Annotated in this window: 15 protein-coding genes; 9 read left to right on the top strand and 6 right to left on the bottom strand. The window is 40.0% G+C overall.

The genetic code is table 11. The annotated features are described in order from the left end of the window. Window positions 1-27 precede the first annotated feature (27 nt). From AC4PL9_RS09370 to AC4PL9_RS09360, 3 genes are all read right to left on the bottom strand, one after another. On the bottom strand, window positions 28-1,446 hold the full coding sequence (locus AC4PL9_RS09370; RefSeq protein WP_491604492.1) for an MFS transporter: 1,419 nt from the start codon (window positions 1,444-1,446) through the stop codon (window positions 28-30). A gap of 103 nt (window positions 1,447-1,549) precedes the next feature. After that, window positions 1,550-3,832, bottom strand: coding sequence for a T9SS type A sorting domain-containing protein (locus tag AC4PL9_RS09365; protein WP_491604491.1), 2,283 nt, complete (start codon window positions 3,830-3,832; stop codon window positions 1,550-1,552). 14 nt (window positions 3,833-3,846) lie between these two features. Then, window positions 3,847-4,470, bottom strand: coding sequence for a redoxin family protein (locus tag AC4PL9_RS09360; RefSeq protein ID WP_491604490.1), 624 nt, complete (start codon window positions 4,468-4,470; stop codon window positions 3,847-3,849). A 67-nt stretch (window positions 4,471-4,537) separates the two neighbouring features. Here AC4PL9_RS09360 and AC4PL9_RS09355 point away from each other — a divergent pair, with 67 nt between their 5' ends. From AC4PL9_RS09355 to AC4PL9_RS09340, 4 genes are read left to right on the top strand one after another with little or no spacing between them, the layout of a single operon-like run. Further along, entirely contained in the window at window positions 4,538-5,761 is a 1,224-nt protein-coding gene (locus AC4PL9_RS09355) for a hypothetical protein (RefSeq protein ID WP_491604489.1), read from the top strand. A gap of 1 nt (window position 5,762) precedes the next feature. Further along, on the top strand, window positions 5,763-6,389 hold the full coding sequence (locus AC4PL9_RS09350; RefSeq protein ID WP_491604488.1) for a uridine kinase family protein: 627 nt from the start codon (window positions 5,763-5,765) through the stop codon (window positions 6,387-6,389). A 6-nt stretch (window positions 6,390-6,395) separates the two neighbouring features. Continuing rightward, entirely contained in the window at window positions 6,396-10,037 is a 3,642-nt protein-coding gene (locus tag AC4PL9_RS09345; protein WP_491604487.1) for a sensor histidine kinase, read from the top strand. Between the two features lie 60 nt (window positions 10,038-10,097). After that, window positions 10,098-11,000, top strand: a complete 903-nt coding sequence (locus tag AC4PL9_RS09340; RefSeq protein WP_491604486.1) for a DMT family transporter — start codon at window positions 10,098-10,100, stop codon at window positions 10,998-11,000. Here AC4PL9_RS09340 and AC4PL9_RS09335 read toward each other — a convergent pair whose 3' ends face one another. Both AC4PL9_RS09335 and AC4PL9_RS09330 read right to left on the bottom strand, forming a co-directional pair. Next, on the bottom strand, window positions 11,001-13,448 hold the full coding sequence (locus AC4PL9_RS09335) for a TonB-dependent receptor (RefSeq protein WP_491604485.1): 2,448 nt from the start codon (window positions 13,446-13,448) through the stop codon (window positions 11,001-11,003). Between the two features lie 52 nt (window positions 13,449-13,500). Beyond that, window positions 13,501-15,255: an ABC transporter substrate-binding protein gene (locus AC4PL9_RS09330; RefSeq protein WP_491604484.1), complete on the bottom strand. Its 1,755-nt coding sequence runs from the start codon at window positions 15,253-15,255 to the stop codon at window positions 13,501-13,503. 197 nt (window positions 15,256-15,452) lie between these two features. On the opposite strand from AC4PL9_RS09330, the gene AC4PL9_RS09325 reads away from it, so the two are divergent. Further along, a complete protein-coding gene (locus AC4PL9_RS09325) occupies window positions 15,453-16,253 on the top strand; it encodes a T9SS type A sorting domain-containing protein (RefSeq protein WP_491604483.1) in 801 nt (266 codons plus the stop codon). Between the two features lie 86 nt (window positions 16,254-16,339). Then, window positions 16,340-16,741, top strand: coding sequence for a methylmalonyl-CoA epimerase (gene mce / locus AC4PL9_RS09320; protein WP_491604482.1), 402 nt, complete (start codon window positions 16,340-16,342; stop codon window positions 16,739-16,741). Here mce and AC4PL9_RS09315 read toward each other — a convergent pair. Further along, window positions 16,726-17,361 carry an HAD family hydrolase gene (locus AC4PL9_RS09315; protein ID WP_491604481.1) on the bottom strand — a complete coding sequence of 212 codons (636 nt, stop codon included), beginning with the start codon at window positions 17,359-17,361 and terminating at the stop codon, window positions 16,726-16,728. The genes mce and AC4PL9_RS09315 overlap by 16 nt on opposite strands. A 146-nt stretch (window positions 17,362-17,507) precedes the next feature. On the opposite strand from AC4PL9_RS09315, the gene AC4PL9_RS09310 reads away from it, so the two are divergent. The 3 genes from AC4PL9_RS09310 to AC4PL9_RS09300 are packed head-to-tail and all read left to right on the top strand — an operon-like array spanning window position 17,508 to window position 19,789. Next, entirely contained in the window at window positions 17,508-18,266 is a 759-nt protein-coding gene (locus AC4PL9_RS09310; RefSeq protein ID WP_491604480.1) for an ABC transporter ATP-binding protein, read from the top strand. Next, window positions 18,263-19,540 (top strand): ABC transporter permease, encoded by a 1,278-nt coding sequence (locus AC4PL9_RS09305; protein ID WP_491604479.1) that lies wholly within the window; start codon window positions 18,263-18,265, stop codon window positions 19,538-19,540. Before AC4PL9_RS09310 ends, AC4PL9_RS09305 begins: the two co-directional genes overlap by 4 nt. Next, a complete protein-coding gene (locus AC4PL9_RS09300) occupies window positions 19,541-19,789 on the top strand; it encodes a phosphopantetheine-binding protein (protein ID WP_491604478.1) in 249 nt (82 codons plus the stop codon). The last annotated feature ends 1 nt before the right edge of the window (window position 19,790 follow it).

Genomic DNA, 19,790 nt, shown 5'->3' with positions numbered 1-19,790 from the left:
ATTTTTTTCTGAATTGAAAATCCGGTTTTATGCATCATAATCGACTCCCTGATCTTTTAAATGCTTCTTAACACGGAAGGCGTACAAAAGAATAAGAGCAAAACAAATTACGGTCAGCCAATACGAAAAATGTATGTCTTGTGTGTAATCTGCAACAGCTCCCTGCAATGGAGGAATAATAGCGCCCCCCAGAATCATCATAATCAGGAAGGCAGACCCCTGATTGGTGTATTTTCCTAACCCTGCAAGGGAGAGAGAGAAAATACAGGGCCACATAATAGAACAGAATAAGCCCCCGCTGATAAAGAAGTAAACGGAAGTTTTTCCACTCGTAAAGATTCCTGCGAGCATCATTACCAAGGCGACAAAACTGTATATCATAAGAGTACGGGCTGGTTTTTCCTGCCCGATATAGGTAGCAATGATCATAAGCAAGACAAAAGGAAAGTAGTAATAAAGCTCGATCATTTTTTCAGGAGTTCCAATCGCACTGAATTTAATCCAGTTTACTCCCAAAAGTACGAGATAGGCAACAACGGGTACAACCGTTAGCAGAATTTTCCTTATTTGAGTTTTTAAATTGAATGCGGCTATTGCACCGGCCCATCGTCCTATCATAAGACTTCCCCAGTACAACGAAATGAAATGAACTGTGTGATCACTCGTCAGTCCAAGAATATCCGGCTGTTTCATCAATTCGGGGAGGTTACTCTGAATAGCTACTTCAACGCCTACATAAACAAAAATAGCCAGCATTCCCCAGCGTAATTGAGGGAACTTCAGTGCGCCGATCCCTTTTTCGATTTTTTCAGTGGATGTTACTTTCGGAAGCTTGGAAAGAGCAAGTATGATTGCAACGAGAACGAAAGCCCCTGCAAGATATAAGTAAGGTGCTTTTACTCCCTGAATTCCCAGACCGAACTTATTGTCACCGGTGATATTCCCAAAAATGGCGTAACTGACAAGAAGCGGACCAATGGCAGTTCCGAAGGAATTAATCCCTCCTGCCAGGCTCACACGATGTGCGCCTGTTTTAGGCTCGCCTAATGCAATTACGTATGGATTTGCTACAATTTGTTGCAATGAAAATCCAAGTCCGACAACAAATAGAGAGGTGAGCATAAGGGGATAAGATTGCATATCTGCGGCAGGAATAAATCCCAACGATCCGATGGCGGAAATTCCAAGTCCTAGAATCAGTCCCTTTTTATAACCAATTGCATTTAAAGGGTCACGCCAGAATACAGAAAGAAGGAAATAAACAAGCGAACCACTAAAATAGGCAGCGTAAAATGCCCAGTCAACCAGCTGGCTTTGAAACTGGGTTAACTCGAACCCCTCTTTAAAAAGCCCAATGAGCACGGTGTTGGAAGCAGCTACGAATCCCCAAAAGAAAAAAACGAGTACAATGACAGCCAGTGACCTGCCGGGGTTGTTTATTTTCATAGATAATTGTTTAAGGATGGCAAATTAGAAAAAATATAGTTCATTCCAACAAAAAAACGGACGATGCAGAATCACCGTCCGTTTATTAGCTCTATTTTTTTAGTTATTGTTTGATAATTCGTTTTACCACAACACCTTCTTTTGTTTCAATGTGAACATTGTAAACTCCGGTTGCTTTTTCGGATAAATCAAGTTCTGCTGTATTCGCTTCTGTTGTGAAAGAAGTAACCAGCATTCCGGTTGTACTGTATATTGAAATATGTTTGGTTCCGGATATGTCTGCCAGTATGTTTACTTTACCATTAGTAGGATTAGGATAAACAGATACTGTTTGCTCATTTTCTAATTCTTTGACTCCTACTACTTGATTCGTACAGAAGTTAATGGTTGTTGTTGCTCCGAAGTCAGCATCTTCTTCAGCAATAAGACCTATTGTTCCGGATGCGTCCGTAATTGTAACATACCCTGTTGTTGAACACCAGCCACCACCGGATATTCCGTCACTGAATGTGTCGTCGAGAATAAGTTTGTAACAACCTTCTTCCAGACACCATTCGGTTGACATCAATGGAGGGTTAAAATTGTCGGGATAAGGCCCTCCTGTTGCCAGTTGGTTTCCTGTACTGTTTTCAAGTACCCAGGATGTTTCGCTCCCGTAACAATCCAGCTGTAAGTCGTATTGGACCTCCACTCCATTCGGGTAGGTAGTAAAAGTTGACGAAAGGGCATTATTTCCGGCATTTTCATCAGAACTTCCGTTTACAGAAACAACTTCTACTGCAAAAGTATGTTCTCCGTTACCCAGGTTGTTTACCGGAAGATTGATCACTTCAGACTCATACATGTTGAGACTTCCTGACCAGTTGATCGTCTGAGTAGCTCCGTTATCATAGCTATATTCAATAACAGCACTTGTCATTACAGTTGATCCCAGGTTAATCAATCGGAAAGAAGGAGAAACACTTCCTGAACAAACGGTTCCGGCAGCTCCTTCCAGTGAACCAATACTGGCGTCTAACGCTGCAGCAGGTGTCCCCAGATTCAGTCCGTCGATAAACTCAACACCGGAGTTATTAGGGTCTAACCAGTGTTTTAATTGATTAGACTGATCGCTCCCTGCGGGTTCCCATGAATTATGTACGCGACCATAAAAATCCGGAGAAGTCAGATTGCTGCAAGAAGCTCCACCACCCCATAACTGCCCTATGATACGACCGTTTTGATCAAACAAAGGAGAGCCGGAAGAACCACCTTCTGTTGTTGTATTTCGATCCCATTGTACTCTCCAGCTACTTGCCGGTTCCGTAGAATTCATAGCTTGTTCTGCTGATGCAGGATTGTCGTCAAATGAAATCTTTTTGATATCACCGGATGGATGATGAATGGAAATCGTAGATGTTGGTGGTGTGTTGGAATTGTTCCACCCTGCAAAATAAGGGTTATAAGCTTCCGGCACAGTTCCGTTTTCCAATGCTCCTGCTGTGATTTCTACCAAACACATATCGGAAGGTTGTCTTCTTGCCCGCAGTACAGCTCCGGATAGAGACTGGAAAGAAGGAGAAGAACCCGGATCAGAACAACCGTCTGCCTGCCAGTTAAAGCGGAAAATCCATGAAGCAGGATTACTGTAACAGTGGTTTGCCGTTAAAACATAGGGAGTTCCATCGTTAAGGGTGTTGTTAATCAGTGCTCCTGAACAGAATCCGTTACTTCCGGAAACAAGCATAAGTGCACTGTTACGTTGGTTTACCCATGGGCTGCCATCAGGGCAGTTCACGTTCATATTACAGGAACCGGATTCTCCGAAAACTTTTTCCTGAAATTCGTTGGAAGATCTGTATCCGTGAGTTACGGTACCTACTTCTACAAAACCTGCTTTATTCTTGTTCTTTTCAGGAATAAAGTATTCAACAATTACGGTGTTCCCAGGTACTAATTCAGCTCCAAGCGTTCCTTTATACAGGTGCTTTGAAGTGAATTTTCCCAATACAAAATCTCCTGAGGGATTGAATACAAATAATTCATTTCCTTCCGGGATCACCGTATTTTCAAATGTAAGGTTAACCGTCAATGCATTTTCACAGGTAATAGATAACAACCAGATTTTACCACCGTCAGCAAGTTCAATCCATGACCCGGCATTTTCAGTGTTCAATTGCGTATGATTATTATACCCGAATCTCCACGGAGCAATACCTTTTCCGTCAGTTTCTGCATCTTCTGCACGAAGAGCTGCAATATCCGGTTCGGAGAACACTTGTTTTTGTACCTGTTTCAGTTCCTGAGCAGGTAGCTTATGGCTTTTCGGAAAACCGCCGTCCCCCTGTTGTGCTTCCACGTTCATAGAGAGCAACAGCAAGCCAATAATTAGTATATGTTTTTTCATGGTTTTTAAGAAGTTTACTTTCGTTTAATACTACAACCTTTGGCAGGTGTCTGCTGAGGCTCAATTTTCTTTCCGGCAGAGGCGTTTTCGATTGCATTTAACAAATACGTCTCCTCTTTTTTTCTCTTGATATCCCAATTGTTATCAATCAAGCCTTCATAAATAAGTTTTCCTGTCTTGTCAAAATAAAAGACGTGTGGAGTGGTCTTTGCGTTGAAAGCATTTGCCACTTTGCTGTCTTTATCTAACAGATAAGCCATTTTGTATTCTCCTTTTTTTGCCTGTCGGGTCATGTCTTCAAAGCTTTCACCACCTTCTCTTTTGGCTTCATTGGAGTTGATAAGCACGAGGTTTACTCCTGTTTTTTGAGCGGATTCGTAGAGGGAATTATAGTCTTTCTCCCATCCGGCAAAGCTCTCTCCGCCGATTACAAAAGGACAAGTTGTTGCCGAAAAGATCACAATCAGGCCATTTTTACCCATACTTTCTTTCAAAGTTGTGGTTTTTCCGTCAACAGATTTCAGCTGTGTATTACTCTCTGGAATCATTGTTCCCGGTTTTATCGGGACAATGTCAGTTTGTGCATCGGCGAAGAATACCGCCGAAATTGCAAACAAAATCAATTTTAATCTTAACATAACATAAATTTTTGGGTTGTTCTGCATCTTTAAAATCCCTAATTTCGGGCAATTATTTTATTTTTCCATGAAAATACTCAAAATATTAACAATATTCTTGGTGTTCTGTTCAGGGATTTCCATTGCACAGGAAATTAGTATAACACCTAAAAAACTTTCCTATTATAAGCTCTATGAATGGCCCGGGAAGGGAGTGATTGTTGCGGGTAAAGACTTTAAAGGGAATACGCTTCAGCAGGAAATCACTTTAGTTAGTGCATCCGGCGAGACGAAATGGCAGGAACAATATATGCCACAGGTTGAAAATCCGTATCCTATCTATTCGGAACACTCGGATTACCTGTATTTTCTGGATCAATTAGAGCCTGACAACGGAAAGATTTTTTACAATCAGACCAATTTGAGTGGGTACATCAGAAAAGGATCTGTTTACTTTCCGCCGATTTTCCGATCTGTTTCTGACATTGATTACAGTTCCTGTGAATTAATTGATATTAACAATGCTACGGATGATCTGATTTTTCATTTTCGCTTAAAGGATAAAAAGAATAAGCAGTATCAGGATGTTCTTGTATTCCTGAATCATTACAGTTTAAAAACCTTTATTGCAAAGGTTCCCACTGTATTCCCTTTTGATGTTGTAGAGAAGGGAGATAAATCGCTGTTATATTTTGCAGGGAGTAAAGCGGATGAAAATTATTTTGTGCATACTACTGTGAAGGATAAAAAAGAGGGGTTTGATATTCTGATTTTTGATAAAAAAGGCGCATTTTCCGGTTCACGCTTTTTATTAAACCCGGATACTGCTATTGAACTTTCTGATCGCAAGGCATTTTTCCCATCCGGAGCCTATTATAATCAGGGAATTGTTTTTTCTGCACGGGGTCAGTTGTTCTTTATGGAGAACGAATGGTATTTGAGTGGTCGGAAAGGAACTACTCTGTCTGTTTGGAAACAGGACGATAACGACGCGTTTCAACTCTTTGGGTCGTATGAGGTAAAAACGAAAAAAAATCCGGGACACGCGGTTGGATTAACGAAAATTAATGGTAACTTGTTGGTTACTGTATCCTCTGATCTGGAACAGACAGGTTTTGTCCTGTCAGAAAAGGGGGAAACGGTAGCGTCTCATGAATGGGGAGAACAGCAACGATATAGCGAAAATCCGTCAGGATTGCTTCGGGAGAATTCCGGAAGCACGTTTTGGCTTCTGTTCGATGATGGTTGGCGAAAGGCCGGTAAAATTGAGTTTAGCGAAGAACTTCAGTCATTAACTTTTGAAAAAGAATAAGATGATAATAGGGATTTGCGGAGGAAGTGGTTCGGGTAAGACCTCAGTGTTAAGTGGTTTAAAAGAATACTACAAAGAGTTTAACCCGACGGTTGTCTCTATGGACAATTACTACCTCCCGATGGAGCAACAGCAAAAAGATGAAAACGGAGAGATAAATTTCGACCTCCCTTCATCGTTAGACCGGGAAAAGTTATTTGATGACGTAAAGAAGTTATTACGTGGTGAGCCGGTAGAATTTGTTGAATATACCTTTAATCATAAGGAAACAGAGATTCGGACGGTTTTAGAACCTTCTGAGTTGATTATTATAGAAGGGTTGTTTCTGATGTATTATACCGAAATTTTTGATCTCATTGATTTCTCCGTATTTATGGATGTCTGTCAGAAAGTACAACTTGAAAGAAGAATAGAGCGGGATCTTGTTGCAAGAGGATACTCAAAGCAGGAAGTTTTGTACCAGTGGAACAATCATGTACTTCCTTGTTATGAGCGTTATGTTGAACCCTATAAGAGTCTTGCCGACCTGATCGTTATTAATGAACGCCCTATAAAAGAGGTAATACGAGATGTGATTGAAAGTGTAGATAAGCATCCGTGTATGAAAAAGCTTAGAGTTTTGGTGTAAACTACTATGAGGAGATGGCTGAACAATAGTAATTTTATTCTGGCAACGCTATTTCTGTTAGTTTCCACATTATTATTCGGTGTTTTCTTTACTCCTTCTCCTGAAAAGGAGTTTGATAAGTTTCATGAGCAGTTTATACGGAAGAAGGTGCAACTACATCAGTCAATGGATGAGTTCGCTTCTTATGTTTCCCCTAACGATTCACTTCCTTCCATCTGGAAAAAAACCAGAAAATTTCGGCGCTCTGATTTTGTCTATTATTTGTATGATGTAGATACACTTGTCTACTGGACATCCAATAAGGCCCCGTTCACATTAGAGAACAGCGAGGTTACAGAAGGAGTTGTGTTGTTGGAGAACGGTTGGTATTATTTGCACGAAAAAGCCGTTGACCAACGCAAGCTGGTCGGTCTCTTTTTGATAAAGAATGAGTATCCGTATGAAAATGAGAGTCTTTCAAATCATTTTAATGAAGATTTTTCATTTCCATTTACAGCTGTTATAAATCAATTTCCCGATAAATATGACGTTACGGATGAAGCGGGAAATTTTCTTTTTTCGCTTCGTGATTTTAAACCGTTACCAAATTCGGACCGATTACAGGTGTTTTTTTTCCTGTCGGTTATTTTTACTTTGTTTTTCTTTTTCAGAGGGATCATCACAGAAATTCAACGTCATACGAATGCATCACTTTATTTAGGTATTGTAGCAATTTTGTTGTTGTTTATCCGATGGATGCTGATGCGGTATGATGGTCTCAGAGTCTTTGAAGGATTTACACTACTTGACCCACAATTATTTGCTTCTTCAGCCCTTTTTCCTACACTTGGGGATCTGATAATAAACGTGCTTCTGTTGGTGCTTTTTGTTAAAATGGCAACACAGATTAAAATTCCGGAACTGAAAAATGGATTTCGGGCTGTTGTTGGTGTTTTGTCACTTCTTTTGTTCTTTGGGTTAAGCTATTTGTATACTGTCAGCATACATCATCTTATTCTGGATTCGGACATTCCAATTGAGTTGTACCGATTTATGGATTTGAATCTGTATTCCTTTATTTTAGTAGGGTTGATAGGTGTTTTACTGTACATATACTACACGGTAGCTCTTACATTATTACGAAACTTTTCATTTTCAGGATTGCGTCCTACAACTCAGGGAGTGATTTGGTTTTTCTTTTCAGTCCTCTACTTTTTCGTTTTTATTCTCTTACCGCATGAATCGCTAGCTGTTTTATTATTCTCTGTAATTTTCAGCGGAGTAGTACTCTTTTTACAGGTTTGGAAACCAAAGCGCTATTCATTTCCGAGAGTTGTACTTATTCTTGCTTTACTAACGGCTTTTTCTGCTTTTCAGATTCAGTCAACTATTCTGGAAAAAAGTATTGAGCGGTTTGAATTATACGCTACTAAGCTCATTTCTGACAAAGATTTGAATACAGAGATTGAATATGGACAATTGGGGAAAGTTCTAAAGCAACACCCTCTTTTGGTTGAAGCATTCAATAATCAGGAAGAATTGAGTCTTTCGGACTTAAAGAATACATTGGAAAAGCGCTTCTTTAACCAGTATTGGAGCAGGTATGAGACGGATTTCTTTTTGTTTGATTCCGATTATAGCCCCGTTGCGCCCTATGCTGTAATACAGGATGGTAATCTGGAACGGTTCAATGAGCTGTTGGCATCCAGTGCAGAACCTTCAGAGATCAGTGAAAACATCTATTATATTACAGATTATAGTGATAAATTGAGCTATTTAATCAGACAACCAGTCTATGCAAAGTCAGATAGTTTACTGGGTTATTTATTCTGTACACTAAAGTCGAAAATTATTCCACAGGAAATAGGTTTCCCTAGACTTTTGCTGAGTGAAGAGTCCCGTGTGTTTTTTCCACTTGAGGAATATTCTATTGCTAAATATGTGGGAGGAAAACTTGTTTCACGCCATGGAGCATACAATTATCCTTTATCCCTCACATCTTTTCTTTCGGAATCATCCCGTAAATCGGGATATTTTATTCACAGAAGAGATGCACATTATGTACTGTTCGGTGACTATGAAAGGACAATAGTCTTATCAAGACCGGTAGTTTCCTTTTCGGAAAAACTAACATCGTTTTCACTCTTGTTTTCCATTTTCGGACTTCTTCTGTTAGCCGTTTTGCTAAGTTCCGGTAAACTGATTCCCGACTTGTCCCGTATCCGGCTGGCATTCAGAATACAATTGTTACTTATCGCGCTTGTATTTTTCTCATTACTGTTTTTGAGTTTAGGCACAGGGTCTTTTGTTAAGGATCAATATGATGATTACCGGGATGGTTTAATCAGAGAAAAGTTGACATCCGTAAATCTGGAACTTGTTCAGAAGTTGGGATATGAGACCTCACTGAAACGTTCCAAAATGGCAAGCTATCTGGAATACTTACTACAAAAATTTTCTATCGTTTTTCTTACGGATATAAATCTGTATGGACTGAATGGAGAGTTGCTCGCATCTTCGCGTCCCGAAATCTATAATCTTGGGTTGATTTCCGACCAAATCAATCCGAGGGCTTTCAGGAATATCGGTCATAAGATGAAAAGTGTCTATATTCATGAAGAAGAGATTGGAAATTTGACCTATCTGTCAGCTTATATTCCTTTGCAGAATGATGAAGATGAGGTTATAGCCTATATCAACCTGCCCTATTTTGCAAAACAGAATGAGTTTGAAAATGAAATTGCAGGTTTCCTTTCTGAAATCATTAATATTTTCGTTCTGCTACTCACACTGAGTATTATTGTTACGGTCGTTATTACGAATCGTATTACTGAACCACTGAAGCTGTTACAGAAAAGTCTGGCAGAATTACGTTTGGGGAGATCGAATAAACCTATTTTTTACAAGAGGGATGACGAGATTGGTGCATTAGTAAAAGAATACAACGCTAAGCTGAAGGAATTAGAGGTTAATGCTGAAAAACTGGCGCAGACGGAGCGTGAAGTAGCCTGGAGAGAAATGGCAAAACAGGTGGCACACGAAATAAAGAATCCGTTAACACCAATGAAATTAAGAATTCAACATCTGCAGCGATCATTTGATCCTTCCGATCCTGATTCTGTTCAGAGACTGGATGAAGTAGCCCAATCGATTGTAGAACAGATTGACGCACTTACCGTGATTGCGAATGAGTTTTCCAATTTTGCAAAACTTCCGAAACCAAACAAAGATATTGTTGACCTGAACATGGTTATAAAGAATGTTGTCACCACTTTTGAAGAACTTGAAGAGGTCGACATTACGACCGATTTTCAGAATGTGAAAACAGCTGTTTTTGCAGATAAAGATTTGATGATCCGGGTGTTTAATAACCTCGTAAAGAATGCAGCGCAGGCAATCCCTGAGGAGAGAAAAGGAGAGATCCTGATTACGGTAAGAACAGAAGAAGGAGTTGTAAAAGTAGCGGTGCGTGATAATGGATCCGGAATTCCGGATGAGATGAGAGATAAGATCTTTGCACCTAATTTCACAACAAAGTCAACCGGTATGGGGCTGGGGCTGGCTATGGTCCGTCAAATTATTGAATCACATAATGGGCGGATTTATTTTGAAAGTTCAGAGGCAGGGAGTACTTTTTTCATTGAATTAAAAGAATATTCGGAACAGTAACTTTGGTTTATTGTATGGATTGTTTTTGCGATGTAAAATGCACTACATTTGCAAATTATCATGACGAAAAGGCAACAATATCTGATTCTTATTCACCTGGTAGTTATTGTCTGGGGGTATACTGGAATTATGGGAAGGGCAATAACATTGTCTTCAACAGAACTGGTTTGGTATCGCCTGTTGATTGCTTTTGTTTCGCTGGGACTTTTTATCTGGTTGCTGAAGCGACCGGTTGTTAAAATCGAGAAAAAAGTTTTTTGGAAAATTGTCGCTGTCGGAGCAGTCGTCGGACTACATTGGTACGCATTTTTTCAAAGTATAAAAATGTCATCTGTTTCGATCGGAATTATCTGTCTTTCCACGACAACTCTCCATGTTTCCTGGCTGGAACCTCTGATGAGAAAACGACGGATTTCTTTGGTAGAAGTGCTTTTGGGAGTTGTTATCGTATTTGGAATCTCTTTTATACTTACCGTTGAATTTGAACACATCAATGCCATTTTAGTAGGGTTACTGGCTGCTTTTCTGGCGGCTTTATTCTCGGTTTCTAACTCAGTACTTGTGGATAAGGTTCCTTCTTCACAGTTGTCCTTTATTGAGCTGATAAGCGGTTTTGTGGTGATGACCGGAATTCTTCTTTTTCAGGGAGAATTAAATAGGGATTTATTCAATGTCTCGTCTGAGAATATAGGAAATCTTTTGTTTTTAGGGATCATTTGTACTTCGCTGGCATTTATTATTGCTGTTGATGCAACAAAATACCTCGGAGCCTTCACGGTTAGTTTAAGTATCAATCTGGAGCCGATATACACCATGATTATGGCTGTACTACTTTTCCCGAATGAAGAAGTAATGGATGCGTCTTTCTATCTGGGCAGCTCTATTATTCTTGCAGCTGTATTTTTTAATGGTCTCTGGCAATACAGAACCGGGAGAAAAGAGCGGAAAAAAAGTGTTTCCTGATTATTTGTTCTTCCGCTGAATCCTGAAGTCGATCCGGTAATAAAATATCGGAAGGAAACCTAACTGTGTTCGTTCTGCCAGAGGCTCTGCTGTTGGGTCAGAAAGACTTGGCGCATAAGCAAGGCTTAAGAGGTTTCTTGTGTTCAGAATATTTACAAGATCAAGACCAATTTCATGTGTTACCTTTTTAGCATTCAGTCGGTATAGAATTTTTAAATCCATACGGAAGTAATTTCTGAATTGACGCTCGTTATAAGCTGAATCGAGAAAGACAATTTCCTGCACCTGATTCGAAGCAGCTATGTCTACATATCCGTAGCGTCTACCACCCGCGTATGTAATTTTAGTTCCTACGGAGATCATATTCTTTTCATTAATCTGAAACTCTTTTCCAACAACTAAATTTGTCGCAAATGTTGCATTGTAATCCGTGTTTCGCCAGATTTTATCACTTCCCTGATATTTTGAGTCAAAAAGAGACCCCGTAATGAGAAAGAAAAAGCTGCGATCAAAATATTTCTCAACCGTTAATTCAATTCCGTAGTTTTTTCCAATTCCTTCGTTAACCAGTGAGTCTGGGAAAAAGCGTTGAAAACCTGATCCCATATTGTTGAGCGAGAATGCAGAAGGTGTTCGCTCTACAGGAATATTATACAAATGCTGGTAATAGATTTCTGCTGCTATACGCATTTTGCTGCGGAAAGATTTCTGATAACCGGCTGCAACGTGAACACTTCTGGAAAAATCCATGTTTTTATTAATCAGAACATTGTTCCCGTTTTTATCAGATTGGTGATAAGTATACAGATAGAGGGGTTGCGTCTGACTATGCATACCTGCACCAAATTTTATTTTGTTTCCTTTCTTCAGCGTCCAGTCCCACCCGATGCGCGGTTCTACATACGACCAGCTGTTGCTCATGCTGTAGTATTGACTGTGCAACCCTGCAACGAGGTTCATACGGTCTGAAATTCGGTATTTCCACTGAAAGAAAGGCTGAAGTAATGTGGCAAACCCTTTGTAGTCCCAGCGCACCTTGAAATTATCTGCAATGTGGATGTCATACAGAACCGAGTCATTCATTTTCTGATGCTGTAATTCTGCGTTGAATCCAAATTTGATAAGATGCCTTCTGTTGATTTTGTGATTAAAGGATACGTGAGAGGTAAGACGGGTAACTTCAAACCTATACCCCATTAACTGATAAAGTGAGTCAAGGTTAATCCTATAGCTTTCTTCTCCATCTATAATAGTGGTATCAAGTGTTCTCCAGGTAATATCGTGGTGGGATTTCTGACGCTCGTAGGAAGCACCAAGTGTTGCATGTAGAAAGGTCTTGTCGTTTAACGGCTTTTTGTACGTAATACCTCCGACTGCCATTGCTGTTGAAAAGTACTGATCACGATCTCCTTCTCCATAAAGCTCTTCTGTGAGTTCTGTCTGATCACTAATCATGATTTCAATCGCACTCATTCCGCCCATTCCCCAAACCGAAAGTTGCCCCCCTTTTTTCAGTGGGAAATTCAATTTAAATGCCATATCGCCGTACTGTGGAACGGCACTGGTTCCTATCTTTATCCCTAATGCCTGAAACATGGATAATGTGGAGTACCTTCCCATAAACAAATAACTTGCCCGCGATTTTGAAGAAAGGGGGCCTTCCATGAGTACTTCTGTACCTAAGAAACCGAATTGCCCTGTAAATTCATGCCGCTCTGTATTACCGCGTCTCAAATTCAGATCAAAGACACCGGAAAGACTGTTTCCATACTGAGCCGGGAAGGCGGACATAAAAAAATCAGAATTATCCAGAAATTTGTTGTTAAGAATAGAAACCGGTCCACCTGTTGATCCCGAAATAGCGAAGTGATTCGGATTCGGGATATCGATTCCTTCCACGCGCCACAAGAGACCCAGAGGTGAATTTCCACGTACGATAATATCATTCCGGGAGTCATCTGCACCCTGTACTCCTGCAAAGTTAGAAGCCATTCTTGCAGGGTCAGCGCGAGAACCCGCATAACGTTCTGTCTCCTCAATCGAAAATTGCTGAGCGGATATTGTGGCCATTTCATTAATAGGTTGATCCTGAGCTCGTGCGGTAACAATTACTTCATTGGTTTCCACCGCTTTTTCAAGAAGAAAAATTGTGACTACCGTCTCCCTACCGGAATTAACCTGTATAGGTTGGAAAGAAGGCTCATACCCAAGAAAGGTTGTCTTTAATGTGTGTTTTCCAATAGGAACCTGTGGAATCTGAAACTCTCCGTTGACATCAGCTACAGCACCCAAAACAAGCGTAGTATCTTCAGCCAAAACCTGTATGCGTGCTCCTGTAAGCGGAACCTGAGTTTCTACATCGGCAATCCTCCCGCGTACACTTTGTGTAATCTGCGAATGCGTGGTGAATGCGATTACTAAAAACCCACAAAATACAATTAATCTCATAGCAGTTCATTGCATGTTAAGAGGGTAAATATGAAAAATTCTGCTGAAAAAATTACGGATGAAGGTGATTAAACTCTTCTTTAGTCCAATCTTTAACACGTACTTTTGTAAGATCCAGATACAGAATAGAGTTGGTTTCCAGGTTTCTTACATTGTAATATTGTAGCATAAATTGTTCATTATACCAGAGTACGATTAGAGGGGCGTCTTCGAGCATAATTTTTTCAGCTTCCGAGAAAAGCCGGTTTCTTTCTTCGATATTTTTTTCTTTCTGAGCTTTCTCGAACAATGTGTCAAACTGTTCATTTTGATAGCGGGATGAATTTACGTGGGAGGGAGTGCGTATATCATCCGGAACAAATTTCCCGTAAAAATTCATCAGAAAACTTTCTGCACCGATATAATCCGCATACCAGGCTGTTCTGAACAAGTCTCCTCTGGCCATCGTCTCATCGGACAGACGATCCTCAAAGGAAAGCCCTTCGAGATTGACGTTAATACCTAACTCCTTGGCCATTTGTTTTCTAAACTCATCGGCTACAGCTGAGTGAATAGTTCCGGTATTGAATTTTAGTGTAAGTGTCGGAAAGCCTTTCCCATTTGGATATCCGGCTTCAGCTAACAACTCTCTGGCCTTTTCCGGGTCATAACTGTAGCCCTTTTCTTTTATTCCGGAGAAATCATACCCGGGAAGTAATTTCGGAAGAGGAGGGACAACTCCGTAAATACCTGATTGTGGAGAGCTTTTTAAAACATTGCTAAGTATTCTATCCCGATCTAGAGCGTAATTAAGTGCCTGACGTACACGTTTATCTTTGAGAGCGGGAGAGTTAATATTCAGCGAATAGTATTGTGTGCTGAGTAAGGGGTCATTGGTAAGTTTCATGAGAGGAGGTTCTCCACTGAAATCCTGTATTCTATCTTCAAGAATATGCGTAATTCTGCTTGGGGGAATGTTTTCTATATAATGCACTTTTCCTCTTTCAAACAAATCCAGTTGTTCAAGCTGGTTGTTCTGAACGTAAATCATAACACTATCCAAATAAGGTAGTTGAACTCCGTTTTCATCTTTCAGATAGTATTTTGGATTTTTGACGAGCGCAATAAAAGGTGTCCCATCATCAGCATCATATCCATAGCGGAAGGGACCTGTCCCTATTAGATCTGTTTCTTTTCCGCATTCGATTACTTCACGTGCAACTATCCCGAAATTGGTAAGTGACAATTTTGCCGGAAAATTCAGGTCCGGACGTTTGATTTTTAAAGAAATTGTATGGTCTCCGGTTACGGATATCCCGGCTATAGATTTTGTTTTTCCTTCAAAAAAATCTTCCGCGCCTTCCAGAGTTTCTTTAAGTATAGAACTGTATCCGTGACTGGCTTGTCCGGTTTCACTTTTCGTACAAATCAGCTCAAAAGTGTACTGAATATCTTGTGCATTTAACTTCCTTCCTTTTCCCTCTTTGAAACAGGAGTGATCATGAAAAAAAACGTTGTCGCGTAAGAAAAAAGTATAAGTAAGTCCGTCATCGGAAATCTCCCATTTTTCCGAAACAGCCCCTTTCGGACGGAGTGTTTTGGGATCAAGCTTTACCAATCCTTCAATTACTTGATTTACAACAATGGAGGTGTAGTAATCTTTAACATCCCGAACCAAAAAAGTTTGTGGATACTGGTCCACTACCATTTTAAAAGTAGCGAGTGTTTCTTTTGAATCCTTAATCTGATCTGTACCGGTTTCGTTACAAGAAGTGAAAAAACAGGTGGTAATCAAAGTGACAAAAGACCACAAAAACCATTTATTCATTGAGTTAGGAGTTTCATTTTCCTCACAAGAATAAGAAAAAAATGTTGGAATAACTTTATTTTATCTGATAAATTGCGATATTCGTGGTAAATTTAAGAACGTTAAAGGATATCTGAAATATTTCGGATTCTTTTGGAAATTAAAAAAATACGCAGTAATATTGCGACTGTTTAATACATTAGGCTCAGACACATACTATGAAAAACCTAATTTTGACTGTTGGTGTTTCTTTGATCTCTTTATTTTCACTGGCAAATTTGTCCATTGAAGGAAGTTATCAGGGAAAAAATTTATACGTACAAAACCCGGAAGACGAAGATGGATTTGGTTTTTGTGCGACACGCGTTACCGTTAATGGAGATGTAATGCCTGGTAGCGTAAACCAAAGTGCCTTTGAGATCAATTTTGCTGTTTACGGACTAAAGAAAGGAGATCCTGTTTTTATCGTTATAGAACATGGTCCCGGGTGTAAACCTAAAATTCTGAATCCTGAAGTTTTATTGCCCCGAAGTACATTTGAAGTTGCAGAGATCACAAGCTCTCCAAACGGATTGTTGAAGTGGACAACAACTGGAGAGCAAGGTAAACTCCCCTTCATTATCGAGCAAAACAGATGGAATAAGTGGGTAAATGCAGGTGAAGTTGACGGAATCGGAACTCCCGGGTCGAACTCGTACGAATTTAAAATTACTCCACATTCCGGAGAGAATAAGGTACGTGTAGTTCAGATCGATCATTCCGGAAAGAAAAGAACTTCGCAGGAAATTACTTTTACAGACTCATCAATTCCTGAAATAGAATTCTCTCCGAAGAAAGTTAAGACCGTTATCAAGTTTGATGCAAACGGAAGTGCTTTCGAAACGAAGTATGAGATTTACGACGCTTACGGGAACATTGTTAAGAAAGGTGTTGGTACAGAAGTAGATTGCTCAAACCTTAAGAAAGGAGCTTACTATATCAATTACGATAATAAGAACGAAAAATTTATCCGCGGATAAGTATAGAAATATTGTAGCGAAACGGCCTTCCGGTTTATGGAAGGCCGTTTTTGTTTTTAGTATCTTTGTTGTGTAAAAGAACATGAATGAATAAGATTGAACACCTTGGAATTGCGGTGGAAAGCCTTGAGGCTTCGATACCTGTCTACGAGAAATTATTAAATACGAAATGCTACAAGATTGAAGAAGTGGCATCCGAAGGGGTAAAGACAGCGTTCTTTGCAATCGGAGATTCAAAAATCGAGCTGTTGGAAGCTTCTAATCCTGAGAGTCCGATTGCCCGCTTCCTGAATCGTAAAGGAAAAGGAATACACCATATTGCTTATGATGTTACGGATATTGAGAAAGAAATGAAGCGTTTGGTAGCAGAAGGGTTTGAACTGATTTCTATGTCTCCCAAAGAGGGCGCTGACAATAAACGTATTGCATTTCTGCATCCGAAATCAACGGACGGTGTTCTTGTTGAGTTGTGTCAGGAAAAGAGTTGAAGTATTTCGTCTTTTTGAGTAATATGATACGTTTGTATCCCAATTCTTTTCGCTCCTTCAATGTGTTGGATGGAATCATCAATAAATAACGTATTACCGGCATCTGAACCAATGGAATCCAAAACGTATTGGAAAGCTTCCGAATCAGGTTTTCTTCGCCGGATCTGATGAGAAAGAAAGACCCGGTCAAAATGATCGTCCAGTTTTGAAAAACCGGTTTCTTGTTTTAGTGAGTTGAGAAAAGCCTCTTGGTGAATGGAATTCGTATTACTTAAAAGAACTGTTTTGTAACCAGGACGAAGTTGGTTGAGTAGTTCAAACTTTCTGATGTCCCAGTTGAGTAGCATAGCATTCCAGGCACTAATTATTTGTTCTTCTGTTATGTGGTTGGGTAAATGTTCTGTAAGATAACCAAGAAAAGCTTTTTCTCCAATATCTCCCCGTTCGAAATCATCAAAAATACCTTGTTGCGAAGCTTGTGTGTACAACTGCCCGAAGTTGTCAATTCCCAGTAGATTAAAGGCATCTATTGTCAGTTGGTAATCAATGTTTAGGATAACACCTCCCAGGTCAAAAATGATGGTTTCTACAGGCGTCTTCAGTAAAGAGTGTATTTTCATAGCGATATCGTGTTCAGCAGGAATTTCCTGTTTGAGAATAATGACAAAAATAGGATTTAAGGAGATGTGATGATCCAAGAATCCGTTTAAAGAGAAGATATTGACGGAATAAATGGTAAATTCGCAACTGTAACCGGGTTAAATCCATGAACAATAGCTTTATAATTTCGATAGAAAATCTTTGTAAGCATTACCGAAATGCCGGTAAGAATGCATTGGATGGATTGAACCTTGCAATTGTTGAAGGAGAGGTGTTTGGGGTCTTGGGTCCGAACGGAGCGGGAAAGACAACCCTGTTTTCGATTTTAAGCGGAATCCTGCCTATGACATCCGGAAACGTAACCATTGCTGGGCTGGATTTAAAAACAGATCTCGAATCGATCAAATACAAGTTAGGCGTTGTACCACAGGAAATAGCGCTTTATCCGTCTTTGTCGGCAGAGGACAACTTGTTGTACATTGGCAGAATGTATGGTATGATAGGGGAAGAGTTGAAGGAAAAGGTTGATTATCGTATCCGACAGTTTGGTCTTTCAGAAGTTAAGGATAAGCCGGTTAAGACTTACTCGGGTGGAATGAAACGAAGGGTAAATTTATTGGGTGGAATCCTGCATCAACCTGAGGTTTTAATTCTCGACGAACCGACTGAAGGAATGGATGTGCAGTCGCGGGCTGTGATGATGGAAATGCTGAGGAAACTAAATAAAGAGGAGGGGATGACAATTTTGTATACTTCTCATTACCTTGAACAGGCTGAAATTTTTTGTGATCGTGTAGCCATACTTAATCATGGGAAGCAACTGGTTGTTGGTGATCCAAAAGATCTGACAGATCAAAATGAAGACATAACTTCTCTGGAGGAATTATTTTTGAAACTTACAGGTACTACAATCGTCAGATCATGATAAAAAGAAGCATAGCTACCTTTCTGAAAGAGTTTAAGCTCCTGAAACACGATCGTATTGGTGTGCTCGTACTTTTTGCTATGCCGGTGTTGTTGATACTTATTATGACGCTTGTTCAGAATGAAGCGTATAAAAGTCTCAATGAAGCAGGAATTCCGGTTTTATTCATTGATAGAGATCAGGATAGTTTAAGTGTTGCCATCGAAAAAGGGTTTGAATCTTCTCAGTTATGCCGGTTGACAATGGATGACGGAACGTTGTTTCCGACGGAAGCATCTGTTCGCGAAGCTGTACTCAGTGGGGAGTATTTAGTGGCAGTGACAATTCCGGAGGGAGCAACCCGGGCGATCCGTGAGAATATCGGAGATATTATGGATGCTTTTCTGGAAGGAGAAGAGTTTGACCCGGAAACTTCTATGGATATTGTTCATGTTCCTATCATAGTTGATCCGATTGCCAGAAAATCATTTGTTATGGCTATAACTTTTGGCTTGCGGGAGTTTATTGGCAGTGTTAAGACGGGTGTGACTTTTAAACTGATGGGAGAGCGAATGCAAGAGTACCTTCCTGTACAGAGAGAGGTGCGGATGCCAACCGTAGATTTTTTTGAGTTTGAAGAAAAATATGCAATCGATAAAGAGCAATACCAACCTAACGCTGTACAACATAACGTTCCGGCCTGGGCTATTTTTGCTATCTTTTTTATAACGGTTCCTTTGGCTGCGAGCATTATACTGGAGCGTGCTGAGGGACTCTATATCAGGATGAGAGCATTCCCTGGTAGTTATCTTTCCAAGCTTTCCGGAAAATTGGTCGTTTATATCATTGTAGCTATGATTCAGTTTGCAATGACTTTGATGATTGGTAAATTGCTTTTGCCGCTTATCGGTTTGCCGGAACTATATATCGGGGAGTCAGGTTTGGCATTATTTATGCTGGCACTTTCCGTATCTATGGCAGCTATTGGTTACGGTCTTCTATTGGGAACGATATTTAACACACCTCCACAATCGTCTATTTTCGGAGGAGTTAGTATATTGATTATGTCGGCATTGGGTGGGATCTGGGTGCCGGTAAATATTATGCCTGCCGTGATGCAGGATATTGCAGCCTTTTCTCCTTTGAACTGGGGATTGAGCGGATTTTATGATTTGTTCCTGAAAGAAGGTACATTTGCAACGATTTTACCAAACTGTATCAAACTGCTGACATTTTTTGTTGCCTGTTTGTTGGTGTCGGTTTTTGTTTATCAACGTAAAAGAAAATATCAGTAAATGCCGATTAACAAGTCAATGATAATCCTGCAAATGGTAAAATACCTGAACAGTGAAATTATGGATGAACCGTTAGCGTTTGATTCTGCCACACCGTTCAGCGAAATTGGAGTTGAATCGTACGATATTATACAACTGGTGTTATTCATTGAACGTAAGTTTGGAATCGAGATTCCGGAAAGTGAGTTAATTCCCGAGAATCTGGAATCAATTGATGCACTTGCCGCCTGCGCGGAAAAACAACAGTAAT

It is taken from the genome of Wandonia sp., assembly GCF_984588085.1.
This window is presented reverse-complemented; position numbering and strand designations above follow the sequence as displayed.